Raw genomic sequence first — 12,698 nt, 5'->3', positions numbered from 1 at the left:
CCGACTGCGGCATATACCTCTTCGTAGACTCGAAGGGTGACCACCGCGCCCGCAGATCCCATGATCGGCCGTCTCATCGACGGCCGCTATCAGGTGCGCTCGCGGATCGCTCGCGGCGGCATGGCCACTGTGTACCTCGCGACCGACCTGCGCCTCGAGCGCCGGGTCGCGATCAAGATCATGCACGGCCATCTCGCCGACGACAACACGTTCAAGACGCGCTTCGTGCAAGAGGCTCGCTCGGCCGCGCGACTGGCCCACCCGAACGTCGTGAACGTCTTCGATCAGGGCCAAGACGCCGACATGGCCTACCTCGTCATGGAATATCTGCCGGGCATCACGCTCCGCGACCTGCTGAAGGATTACAAGAAGCTCACGCCCGAGCAGACCGTCGACATCATGGACGCCGTGCTGTCAGGGCTGGCAGCCGCGCACAAGGCCGGCATCGTGCATCGCGACCTCAAGCCCGAGAACGTGCTGCTCGCCGACGACGGGCGCATCAAGCTCGGTGATTTCGGCTTGGCACGGGCCGCCAGCGCGAACACCGCGACCGGGCAGGCACTGCTCGGCACGATCGCCTACCTCTCCCCCGAACTCGTCACCCGTGGCGTCGCCGACGCTCGCAGCGACATCTACGCCGTCGGCATCATGATGTACGAGATGCTCACGGGCGAGCAGCCCTACGTCGGCGAAGCGCCGATGGCGATCGCATACCAGCACGCGAACGACCAAGTACCCACGCCGAGCTCCAAGAACCCCGCGGTGCCGGTCGAACTCGACGAGCTCGTGCTCTGGGCGACGGCCCGCGACCCCGAGGAGCGACCGAACGACGCTCGCGAGATGCTCGACCGTCTGCGCGAGGTCGAGCCGTCGATCCGTTCATCGCACCTTCCGCTCTCCACCCAGGCGACGATGGTGCTGCCCGCTTCGGCGCTGCCTGCCGGTGCTGCGACAGCGGAGACCCGCGTGCTCAACGGTGGCGGGGCAGCGGCATCGATCGCCTCGACAGCGACCCTCGAGGCATCCGACGGCGACGACACCGCCGCGCTCGCGAAGAATGCAGATCGCCGCAAACGGCGCGGCTATTGGATCCTCACCCTCGTCGTCCTCCTCACCGGCCTCGCCGCAGGCACCGGCTGGTACTTCGGCGCGGGGCCGGGTGCGCTCACCCAGGTGCCCGAGACCGCGACCCTCGCACCCGACAGCGCGACGACCTTGCTCGAAGAGGCCGGGTTCACGGTCGAGCCCGCCGAACGGAACGACCCCGTGGTGCCGATCGGCCAGGTCTCGGGCACAGACCCCGAAGCCGGATCGCAGGCACAACGCGGCTCGCTCGTCACGCTCTACGTCTCGAAGGGGCCGAGCATCCTGCCGGTTCCCGAGGTGCGAGGCTCCCCCTCCGCCGAAGCCCGCGCCGCGCTCAGCGACTTCACGGTCGCCGAAGGCAGCGCCATGCAGTTCTCGACCGATGTGCCGGCCGACCAGGTCATCGATGTGCTCGACGCCGAAGGCAATTCGGTCGGCACAGAGTACCCCGAACTCGGCACGCTGACGCTCGTGGTCTCGGCCGGCGCCGTGCCCGATGTCGTCGGCATGCCCAGGGCGGAGGCCGAGGCCGCGCTCGCCGCCGCGGACCTGACCATGAACGAGGTCGGCTCCGAGTTCGACAACTCCGGGGCAGTCGAGGCCGACGCCGTGTTGAGCGCGAGTGCGAACACCGATCCCGTGCGACCCGCCGACTCGATCGATGTGGTCATCTCGAAGGGCCAAGACCTCGTGAGCGTGCCGAACGTCGTCGGCATGAAGCTCTCCGATGCGATCGAGGCGCTCGAGGCGGCGGAGTTCACCGTCGCACACAGCTTCCCTACGCCGTTCCTGGCGTTCGTCACCGTGACCTCGCAAGACCCCGCCGCGGACGCGCAGGCAGTGCGCGGGAGCGAAGTGAAGCTCGTCGGCACGCTCACGCTCTGAGCAGATCGGAGCGGAACGGATCGGACGAACGGTCTGACGCCGGCCGCCCGCTCACGAGCGGTGCGCGGGGCACCCGCCACCGGACGCCCCGCGCTCCAACTCAGCGAGCTGCGAGCTCCTCGGCCACGAGGAAGGCCAGCTCGAGCGACTGCATGTGGTTCAGGCGCGGGTCGCAGAGCGACTCGTAGCGCGTGGCCAAGGTCTCTTCGTCGATGTGCTCGGAGCCGCCGAGGCACTCCGTGACATCGTCGCCGGTCAACTCGACGTGGATGCCGCCCGGGTGCGTTCCGGCGTCGCGATGCGCCTCGAAGAAGCCCTTGACCTCGTCGACGACGTCGTCGAAGCGACGCGTCTTGTAGCCGTTGGGCGTGGTGATGCCGTTGCCGTGCATCGGGTCGGTGACCCACACCGGGTTGGCATCGCTCACCTTGATGGCTTCGAGGAGTGGCGGCAGCGCGTCACGGATCTTGTCGGCACCCATGCGCGTGATGAAGGTGAGGCGGCCGGGCTCGCGCTCAGGGTCGAGCTTCTCGACGAGCTCGAGCATGGTCTCGGGTGTCGTCGACGGGCCGAGCTTCACGCCGATCGGATTGCGCACCCGCGAGAGGAAGTCGACGTGTGCGCCGTCGAGCTCGCGCGTACGCTCGCCGATCCAGATGAAGTGGGCCGACGTGTCGTACGGCGTGCCCGTACGCGAGTCGATGCGAGTCATGGGCCGCTCGTAGTCCATGAGCAGGCCTTCGTGGCCGGTGTAGAACTCCGTGTGCTTGATCGCTTCGAAGTCGGCGCCGCACGCCTCCATGAACTTGATCGCGCGGTCGATCTCGCGGGCCATGGTCTCGTAGCGAGCGTTGGCGGGGTTGGACGCGAACCCCTGGTTCCACGAGTGCACCTGCCGGAGGTCGGCGAACCCGCCCTGGGTGAACGCACGGATGAGATTGAGGGTCGAGGCGGCGGTGTGGTAACCCTTGATGAGCCGCGCCGGATCGGCGGCACGGGACTCGGGCGTGAAGTCGTACCCGTTCACGATGTCGCCGCGGTAGGCGGGAAGCGTGACATCTCCGCGAGTCTCGCTGTCGCTCGAGCGGGGCTTGGCGAACTGACCCGCCATGCGACCCATCTTCACGACCGGCATCGACGCGCCGTAGGTGAGCACGACCGCCATCTGCAGCACGGTCTTCACACGATTGCGGATCTGGTCGGCCGTGGCGCCCGCGAAGGTCTCGGCGCAGTCGCCGCCCTGGAGCAGGAAGGCTTCGCCTCTGGAGGCCGCGGCCAGACGGTCGCGCAAGATGTCGACCTCGCCCGCGAAGACGAGCGGCGGCAGCGTTGAGAGTTCAGCGGATGCCGCGTGGGCGGCCTCGGGCGAAGGCCACGTCGGCTGCTGCTTGATGGGGAGGGTGCGCCAATAGTCGAGGCCGGCAATCACGGAGGGATCTGCATTCACGACCGGCTCGACGAGCTCTACCACGGGATGTCCTGAGGGATTCGGGCGCACGATCGCGCCGGGAAAGAGAAAGGCGACGCACGTTGCGCCGCCGCTGAACGAGCCTATCGCGATTGCGGAGCGCGCTTCTCCTTGACCGAACTGGCGTAGACGTCGACGTATTCCTGACCACTCAGCCCGCGGAGGTCGTAGACGAGCTCGTCGGTCACGGAACGCAGCACGAATCGGTCGCCCTCGAGCCCCTCGAAGCGACTGAAGTCGATCGGCTCGCCGAGGATGATGCCGATGCGTCGCACCTTCGGCAGGCGCGTGCCGATCGGCATCACGTGCTCGGTGCCGATCATCGCCACCGGGATCACGGGGACACCGGCTTCGAGCACCATGCGGGCGACACCGGTGCGCCCTCGATACAGCTTGCCGTCGGGGCTGCGGGTGCCTTCGGGGTAGATGCCGAGGATCTTGCCGTCGCCGAGCACGCGCAGCCCTGTCTCGAGCGACGCCTCGGAGGCCCTGCCGCCCGATCGGTCGATCGGGAGCTGCCCTGCCGATTTGAGGAACAGTCTCGTCGCCCAGCCCTTCAGTCCCTTGCCCGTGAAGTACTCGCTCTTGGCGAGGAAGGCGACCGGGCGGTCGACGATGAGCGGCAGGAAGATCGAGTCGATGAACGAGAGGTGGTTGGAGGCGAGCACGACGGGCCCCTCTTTGGGCACGTTCTCGAGGCCGACGACCCACGGTCGGAAGATCGAGAGGAGGATCGGCCCGATGACGAGGTGCTTCATGATCCAGTAGAACACCCTGAAGCTCCTTCCCACTGCGGCAGCGACCCGGCCGAGCGTCGCCGATTCAGCCTAGCGCCGGCGGCTCAGGCGTGCTCGGCGACCCAGACTCGCGCGAGGTCGGCCGCGCCGACGACCCCGGCGTCGTTGACGAGTTCGGCGATCACGAAGTCGGGTTCGGGGTGGTAGCCGCGGGCCGGCAGGTGTTCGAGAAAGGCCGCGCGGATCGGCTCGAGCAGCAGCTCTCCGGCCGCCGCAACCCCACCACCGAAGACGAAGCGCTGCGGATCGAGCACCGCCGAGAGACTCGCCGCGGCCTGCCCGAGCCAGTGGCCCAACTGGCGCAGCGCAGCGATCGCACCGGGGTCGCCGGACTCGATGAGCGCGCCGACGAGGTGCCCGTCGAGTCCGCCGTGCTCGGTGCGTACCCGCGCAAGGTTCTGGCCGATGCCGCCGGCATCGGCGATCTCGTTCGCCATGCGCAGCAGCGCCCGGCCCGAACCGTACTGCTCGATGCATCCGCGCTGGCCGCACCCGCACGCAAGCCCGTCGGGCACCACCCTGAGGTGACCGAGTTCCGCACCGGCGCCGAAGCCCCCACGGAAGAGGCGATCGCCGGCGACGATCGCGCCGCCCACCCCGGTGCCGATCGTGAGCATCACCATGTCGCTGACCATGCGGCCCGCCCCGAACCGGAACTCCGCCCAGCCCGCCGCGTTGGCGTCGTTGTCGACGACCACGGCAGTGCCGACCCGGGCTTCGAGCTTCTCGCGGAAGGGCTCGTTGCGCCAGTCGATGTTCGGTGCGTAGTAGACCGTGGAGTGCGTCGCATCGACGAAACCCGCCGCCGCCACACCGATCGCCACGATCTCGGCCTCTGCACCGGCGCGCAGGGAATCGATCATTCGCACGACCGCGTCTTCGAGCAGTCTCGCGTCACCGGCCGGCGTGGCGACTCGCTCGTTCGCGACGATGTTGCCGAGCTGGTCGACGACCGCTCCGGCGATCTTCGTTCCACCGATGTCGATTCCGATCGCGTGCACCAGGAGGCTGCCTTTCAGATGGGGACGAGCGTGATCGAGCCGAGACCTGGGGCCGCACGAGCAACGACTAGAGTGTAGTAGACCCCCATTGCCGCGGTTCACGCTGGTACCCGAGCCGCGTGCAACCCTCCCGGTGCCGAAGGAGCTACCGTGATCGAATTCGCCGCCCCACCCGTGGTTGCCGCCGACCCCGAGGCGAACACCACAGACCTGCTGGTCGACCGCGTCGCTGCGACGCCCGACTCCGTGCTGTTCTCGCTCCCGACCGCTGACGGCGGCTGGACTCCGGTCACCACCAAGGAGTTCTACGACCAGGTCATCGCACTCTCGAAAGGGCTCGTCGCGGCCGGCATCCAGCCGGGCGACAAGATCGGTCTGATGTGCAAGACCCGATACGAGTGGACCCTGATCGACTTCGCGACCTGGTTCGCCGGCGCCGTGCTCGTGCCGGTGTACGAGACGAGTGCGCCCGCCCAGGTGCGCTGGAACCTCAGCGATTCCGGCGCGATCGCCCTCATCGTCGAAACGCCCGACCATTTCGCACGCTTCGACGAGGTACACCCCGATCTCCCGTTGATCCGCGAAACCTGGCAGATCGACCTCGGCGACCTCGACAAGCTCATCGCCGGCGGCACCGAGGTTCCCGACGAAGAGATCGAGCGTCGTCGCAGCCTCGCGGTGGGCTCCGACATCGCCACGCTCATCTACACCTCCGGCTCGACCGGTAGGCCCAAGGGGTGCGTGCTCACCCACTCGAACTTCGTGGAGCTCTCCCGCAACTCCGCGGTCGCCCTCAGCGAGGTCGTGTCCGACCCCGACGGCGCCTCGACGCTGCTCTTCATCACGACAGCGCACGTGTTCGCGCGCTTCATCGCGGTGCTCTCCGTGCACGCCGGCGTGCGCGTCGGCCACCAGCCCGACACCAAGCAGCTCCTCCCCTCGCTGGCGAGCTTCAAGCCGACATTCCTGCTCGCAGTGCCGCGAGTCTTCGAGAAGGTCTACAACGTCTCCGAGCAGAAGGCCGAAGCCGGCGGCAAGGGCAAGATCTTCCGTTCCGCCGCCGACACCGCGGTCGCCTACTCGACCGCGAAAGAGAGCGGCAAGGTCCCCGTCGGCCTGAAGCTCAAGTTCAAGCTCTTCGACACCCTCGTCTACTCCAAGCTGCGCGCGGCGATGGGCGGCAATGTCAAGTACGCCGTGTCGGGCTCCGCCCCGCTCGGCCCGCGCCTCGGCCACTTCTACCACGCCCTCGGCATCACGATCCTCGAGGGCTACGGCCTCACCGAGACCACGGCGCCCGCAACGGTGAACCTCGCGAACAAGTCGAAGATCGGCACGGTCGGCCCCCCGCTCCCCGGTGTCGCCGTACGCCTCGCCGACGACGGTGAGATCCAGGTCAAGGGCCTCAATGTCTTCAAGGAGTACTGGAAGAACCCCGAGGCGACCGCAGCGTCGTTCGACGGTGAATGGTTCATTACCGGTGACATCGGCTCGTTCGACGCCGACGGCTTTCTCACGATCACGGGGCGCAAGAAAGAGATCATCGTCACGGCGGGTGGCAAGAACGTCGCCCCCGCCACGCTCGAAGACCCTATTCGCGCGAACCCGCTCGTGGGCCAGATCATCGTCGTCGGCGACAAGAAGCCGTTCATCTCGGCGCTGATCACCCTCGACCCCGAGATGCTGCCCGTCTGGCTCAACAACAACGGTGAAGACGCCGGCATGTCGATCGACGAGGCCACCGTCAACCCGGCGGTGCTCGCCGAGGTTCAGCGTGCCATCGATGCGGCCAACGAGACCGTCTCGCGTGCAGAATCGATCCGCAAGTTCACCTTGCTCGCGATCGAGCTCACCGAAGAGAGCGGCCACCTGACGCCGAAGATGAGCATCAAGCGCAACATCATCCTCGCCGACTTCGCACCGCACGTCGAGGCGATGTACTCGGGCGCACCTGCGACCGAGGGCCACTCGATCGTGCACTGAGTTCGATCAGCCACTGCTTCACGAAACGACGAAGGCCCCGCTCGCGGGGCCTTCGTCGTCGGTGGGTGCTCGCGAGTCAGAACCAGTCCGACTCGCGAATCTCCTTCATCGCCAGACGCCGTTCGGCCTTCTCGAGGCGGTCGATGTACAGCAGACCGTCGAGATGGTCGGTCTCGTGCTGCAAGGCCTGGGCCATGAGCCCCGTGCCCGAAACCTCGATCTCGTTGCCGTCGAGGTCGATGCCGCGTACGCGGGCGAACGGATGCCGCGGCGTCTTGTGCCAGAGCCCCGGAACCGAGAGGCAACCCTCGTCGATGAGCTCTTTCCCGCCGGTGACCTCGACGATCTCGGGGTTCAAGATGTAGCCGACCTCACCGTCGACGTTGTAACTGAACGCGCGCAGGTTCACGCCGATCTGCGAGGCGGCCACACCTGCGCGGCCGGGAACTCTCACGCTGTCGAGCAGATCGGTCACGAGTGCGCGCACACGCTCGTCGACCTGTTCGACGGGGGCGGAGACGGTCTTCAAGACAGGGTCGCCGAACAGGCGAATGGGTCGTTCGGGCAATGGTTCTCCGTTCAGTGCTCGCGCTCGGCGGGCATGCCTTCCACCACGAGCGCCGCGAGCTCACGAGCCGCGTGCTGGGTGACGGGTCGCAGTTCGTGCCAGTTCACGACGGAACCGGCCGCGAGCTGCGGGTCATAGGGAATGCGCACGATCTCGCGCACTCGGGACTGGAAGTGCGCCTCGATCTCGTCGACCTTGACGAGGTGCGTGCCCTGGGTCGCGAGGTTGATCGCCACGATGGCATTGCGCACGAGTTCACCGTATCCGTTTGCCTCGAGCCAAGTCAGCGTCTCGGACGCGAGACGGGCCTCGTCGACGCTGCCGCCCGAGACGATCACAACCGAGTCGGCACGCTGCAGCGTGGCACGCATGACGGAGTGCACGATGCCGGTGCCGCAATCGGTGAGCACGATCGAGTAGTACCGCGCGGCAAGGCCGGCGACGACGTTGTAGTCGTTGTCGTCGAACGCCTCGGACAGTGTCGGGTCAGTGTCGGAGGCGAGGATGTCCAGACGAGTCTCATCGCGTGAGACGAACCTGGAGAAGTCGGTGTACCCGCCGATCGACGAGGCTTTCGCCACGACGTCGCGCACGGTCTCGCGGGTCTGGCGGTCGACGCGTTCAGCGAGGGTGCCGCGGTCGGGATTGGCATCGATCGCGATGATGCGGTCGTCGCGCGCGTTGGCGAGGGCCATACCGAGCAGCGCCGTTATGGTCGTCTTGCCGACTCCACCCTTTCGGGTGAGCACCGGCACGAAGCGCGCGCCACCCTCGAAACGCTTCTGGATGCGGTGGCTCAGGGCCTTGTGCGCCTGCACCTTCGCCGAATCACCGAGGTTGACCAGGTGGAGGGATGCCTCGTAGACGAACCGGTTCAGGCCGCCCTGCGGCGCGGGCCGAGTCGTGCGGTTCAGGTCGATGAGCCGATCGGCGGTCAGCGAATCAGCGGTCTCGGGCACCTCTGGCGGGAGCTGCGGTTCACCGGGGACATCGACAATCGCGACATGGCTGCCCGTGTCAGTGCTCACCCGCTCGCGGCGGAGTTTCGATGCGTCGGAGGCGAGCAGCGCGCTATATGGCGAGGGCTCACGCCGCGCAGCACCGCGGTATCCGGCACCGGCGAGAGCCGGAGTGATGACCTCGACGGAAGTGGTACTGCTGCCACCGCCGACCAGGCTGCCGGGATTGACCGCGACGTCGTCGATCGCAACTGCGACCTCGTCGTCGGGCATCTCGTGCACCGGTGCCGGCGGCAGGTCGACCCGAACGTTCGGGTTCTCTGCCAGCTCCGCTCCCGAGTGCGCGCCGGTGGCGGCGAGCCTGCGGCCGCGATCGAGCGCCGACGTACGTGTTGCCGAACCGCGACGCGTCGCAGCTTCTTCTTCGAACTTGTCTTCAGCCACCGATACCCCTCCTCATCAGTGTCAACCAACGCCCAGCTTAGCGCGGGCGCACCACGACGAGCAGGTCACCCGCTTCGACCTGCTGCGTCTTGGGGATCGCGACCCGCTCGACGACGCCCGCGATGGGCGAGGTGATGGCGGCCTCCATCTTCATCGCCTCGATCGAAGCGACGCTCTGGCCGGCCGCGATCTCGGTGCCGGCCTCGACCTGCAGGGTCACCACGCCGGAGAACGGCGCGGCGATCTGTCCGGGCTGAGAGGCATCCGCCTTCTCGGCCGTGCGCGTCTCGACGACGATGGAACGATCGCGAACGAAGACCGGCCGCAGCTGGCCGTTCAGGATGGTCATGACGGTGCGCATGCCCTTGTCGTCGGCTTCGCCGATCGCCTCGAGACCGGCGTAGAGGCGCACACCCGTGTCGATCTCGACGACGTGCTCGGCGCCCTGGCGGAGTCCGTAGAGGTAGTCGGCCGTATCGACCACCGACAAATCGCCGAAGAGTTCGCGAATCTGCTCGTACTGACGTGTTGGCGCCGGGAAGAGGAGGGCGTTCAGCGTCGCCCGCCGCGTCGCGCTGTCGGCCTCGAGCGCCGCGTGTTGCTCCGCGGTGAGCTCCGTGACGCCGATGCGGATGTCTTTGCCCGCGAGCACCTTGGTGCGGAACGGCTCCGGCCATCCGCCGGGCAGGTCGCCCAGCTCGCCGGCCATGAATCCGATGACGGAGTCGGGCACGTCGTACTTCTCGGGGTTCGCTTCGAAGTCGTCGGGGTCCGCCTTGACCGCTGCCAGGTGGAGGGCGAGGTCGCCGACGACCTTCGAGGACGGCGTCACCTTCGGCACCCGGCCGAGGATGCGATCGGCGGCCGCGTACATGTCTTCGATGAGTTCGAAGTCGTCGGCCAAGCCCAGCGCGATCGCCTGCTGTCGGAGGTTCGACAGTTGTCCACCCGGGATCTCGTGGTGGTACACGCGACCTGTGGGACCGGGCAGACCAGACTCGAACGGGCGGTAGAGGCGGCGCACGGCCTCCCAGTAGGGCTCGAGGTCGGAGACGGCGTCGAGCGAGATGCCGGTATCGCGTTCGGTGTGCGCGAGCGCGGCGACGAGCGACGACGCCGAAGGCTGGCTCGTCGTGCCGGCCATCGGTGCGCTCGCGACGTCGACGGCATCGACGCCCGCGCGGCTTGCCGCGAGCAACGTCGCCAGCTGGCCGCCAGCGGTGTCGTGGGTGTGCAGGTGCACCGGAAGGTCGAAACGTTCGCGGAGGGCCGTCACGAGCTTCTCAGCGGCGGTGGGCCGCAAGAGGCCGGCCATGTCCTTGATCGCGAGCACGTGCGCTCCGGCGTCGACGATCTGCTCGGCGAGACCGAGGTAGTAGTCGAGCGTGTAGAGATCTTCGGCCGGATCGAGAAGATCGCCGGTGTAGCACAACGCGACCTCGGCGACGGCGTGCCCGGTCGAGAGCACCGAATCGATCGCCGGGCGCATCTGCGAGACGTCGTTGAGCGCGTCGAAGATGCGGAAGATGTCGACGCCGGTGGCCGCGGCCTCGCGCACGAACGCATCGGTGACCTCGGTCGGGTACGGCGTGTACCCGACCGTGTTGCGGCCTCGAAGCAGCATCTGGATGTTGATGTTCGGCAGTGTCTCCCTGAGCGCAGCGAGGCGCGCCCAGGGGTCTTCTCCGAGGAAGCGGAGGGCGACGTCGTAGGTCGCGCCGCCCCAAGCCTCGACCGAGAGGAGCTCGGGAGTCATCCGAGCGACGTAGGGCGCCACCGCCACGAGATCGCGAGTGCGCACGCGAGTCGCGAGGAGCGACTGATGCGCGTCGCGGAATGTCGTCTCGGTCACGGCGAGCGGCGTCTGCGCACGAAGCGCCTGTGCGAAACCGACGGGGCCGAGTTCGAGGAGGCGCTGGCGCGATCCCGCCGGTGCCGGGGTCGTGAGGTCGATCGGAGGCAGCTTCTCGACCGGGCTGACGGTCATCGGTGCCGCTCCGTTCGGCTGGTTCACCGTGACATCCGCAAGCCAGTTCAGGATCTTGGTGCCGCGGTCCTTCGAGACACGCCCGCGCACGAGCTGCGGGCGCTCGTCGATGAACGACGTGCTGAGGTCTCCGGCGACGAACGCCGGGTCTTCGAGGACTGCCTGGAGGAACGAGATGTTCGTCGAGACACCGCGGATGCGGAACTCGGCAAGGGCTCGCTTGGCGCGTGCCACCGCGGCCGGGTAGTCGCGTCCGCGGCACGTGAGCTTCGCGAGCATCGAGTCGAAGTGAGGGCTGATCTGGGCACCGGGGTTGATCGTTCCGCCATCGAGGCGGATGCCGGCACCGCCCGGAGACCGGTACGTGGTGATCTTGCCGGTGTCGGGCCGGAACCCGGCGGTCGGGTCTTCAGTCGTGATGCGGCACTGCAACGCGGCACCGCGGAGCCGGATCGACTCCTGCGCCAAGCCGAGGTCGGCGAGCGACTCCCCCGCCGCGATTCGGATCTGCGAGACCACGAGGTCGACATCGGTGACCTCTTCGGTGACAGTGTGCTCGACCTGGATGCGCGGATTCATCTCGATGAAGACATGCTCGCCCGCGCGCTCGCCCACCGTGTCGAGGAGGAACTCCACGGTGCCGGCGTTCACGTAGCCGATCGACTTCGCGAAGGCGATCGCGTCGCGGTAGAGCGACCGGCGCACCTCGTCTGAGAGGTTCGGAGCGGGCGCGATCTCGATGACCTTCTGGTGGCGGCGCTGCACCGAGCAGTCGCGTTCGAAGAGGTGCACCGTCTCGCCGGATGCATCCGCCAGCACCTGCACCTCGATGTGACGGGGCCGGAGCACCGCCCGCTCGAGGAACATCGTCGAGTCGCCGAAGGCGCTGTCGGCCTCGCGCATCGCCTCCTCGAGGGCGGCTCGCAGATCATCCTTCGTGTTCACCCGGCGCATGCCGCGTCCGCCGCCGCCGGCGACGGCCTTGGCGAAGATCGGGAAGCCGACCTCGTCGGCCTGGCCGATGAGCGTTTCGATGTCGCGCGACGGCGGTGTCGACTTCAGCACTGGCACGCCTGCGGCGATCGCGTGTTCTTTCGCGGTGACCTTGTTGCCGGCCATCTCGAGCACCCGCTTCGGCGGACCGATGAAGGTGATGCCCGCGGCCTCGGCTGCCTGCGCGAGCTCGGGGTTCTCCGAGAGGAACCCGTATCCCGGGTAGATCGCGTCGGCGCCCGAGAGCTTCGCCACGCGGATGATCTCGGTGACGTCAAGATACGCGCGCACCGGATGCCCCGGCTCTCCGATCTGGTACGCCTCGTCGGCCTTCAGGCGGTGCAGCGAGTTGCGGTCCTCGAACGGGTACACCGCGACCGTCTTCGCACCGAGTTCGACAGCGGCACGGAACGCACGGATGGCGATCTCGCCGCGATTGGCAACCAGGATCTTCGTGAACATGCAGACCTTTCAGACGGGTTTCCGCACAGCGAACGTTTAGGTATCGCCCGAGTAGTAAAGGTAAC

8 protein-coding genes are annotated in these 12,698 nt (G+C 67.6%); 2 read left to right on the top strand and 6 right to left on the bottom strand.

Annotated elements, in window-relative coordinates; translation table 11 throughout:
- The first annotated feature begins 36 nt into the window (after positions 1 to 36).
- A complete protein-coding gene (pknB, locus tag AC1C2U_RS00520; protein WP_495359770.1) occupies positions 37 to 1,971 on the top strand; it encodes a Stk1 family PASTA domain-containing Ser/Thr kinase in 1,935 nt (644 codons plus the stop codon).
- 100 nt (positions 1,972 to 2,071) lie between these two features.
- Here the strand turns inward: pknB and AC1C2U_RS00515 are convergent, their stop codons facing one another.
- The 3 genes from AC1C2U_RS00515 to AC1C2U_RS00505 form a co-directional block, all read right to left on the bottom strand.
- Positions 2,072 to 3,442 (bottom strand): class II 3-deoxy-7-phosphoheptulonate synthase, encoded by a 1,371-nt coding sequence (locus AC1C2U_RS00515; RefSeq protein WP_495359769.1) that lies wholly within the window; start codon positions 3,440 to 3,442, stop codon positions 2,072 to 2,074.
- A gap of 80 nt (positions 3,443 to 3,522) precedes the next feature.
- Positions 3,523 to 4,212, bottom strand: coding sequence for a lysophospholipid acyltransferase family protein (locus tag AC1C2U_RS00510; protein WP_495359768.1), 690 nt, complete (start codon positions 4,210 to 4,212; stop codon positions 3,523 to 3,525).
- Between the two features lie 68 nt (positions 4,213 to 4,280).
- Complete coding sequence (locus AC1C2U_RS00505) at positions 4,281 to 5,237, bottom strand: ROK family glucokinase (RefSeq protein WP_495359767.1); 957 nt, start codon at positions 5,235 to 5,237, stop codon at positions 4,281 to 4,283.
- 150 nt (positions 5,238 to 5,387) lie between these two features.
- On the opposite strand from AC1C2U_RS00505, the gene AC1C2U_RS00500 reads away from it, so the two are divergent.
- On the top strand, positions 5,388 to 7,220 hold the full coding sequence (locus tag AC1C2U_RS00500; protein WP_495359766.1) for an AMP-dependent synthetase/ligase: 1,833 nt from the start codon (positions 5,388 to 5,390) through the stop codon (positions 7,218 to 7,220).
- Between the two features lie 76 nt (positions 7,221 to 7,296).
- On the opposite strand, the gene def is transcribed toward AC1C2U_RS00500, so the two are convergent.
- Genes def through AC1C2U_RS00485 form a run of 3 tightly spaced genes read right to left on the bottom strand, consistent with a single transcriptional unit; the run spans position 7,297 to position 12,633 of the window.
- Positions 7,297 to 7,788, bottom strand: coding sequence for a peptide deformylase (gene def / locus AC1C2U_RS00495; RefSeq protein ID WP_495359765.1), 492 nt, complete (start codon positions 7,786 to 7,788; stop codon positions 7,297 to 7,299).
- 11 nt (positions 7,789 to 7,799) lie between these two features.
- Entirely contained in the window at positions 7,800 to 9,191 is a 1,392-nt protein-coding gene (locus AC1C2U_RS00490) for a MinD/ParA family ATP-binding protein (RefSeq protein ID WP_495359764.1), read from the bottom strand.
- A gap of 37 nt (positions 9,192 to 9,228) precedes the next feature.
- Positions 9,229 to 12,633 carry a pyruvate carboxylase gene (locus tag AC1C2U_RS00485; RefSeq protein ID WP_495359763.1) on the bottom strand — a complete coding sequence of 1,135 codons (3,405 nt, stop codon included), beginning with the start codon at positions 12,631 to 12,633 and terminating at the stop codon, positions 9,229 to 9,231.
- Positions 12,634 to 12,698 lie beyond the last annotated feature (65 nt).

Source organism: Agromyces sp. Y575, assembly GCF_059445445.1.
The sequence above is the reverse complement of the archived record's forward strand: the minus strand, read 5'-3'. Positions and strand labels throughout refer to the sequence as shown.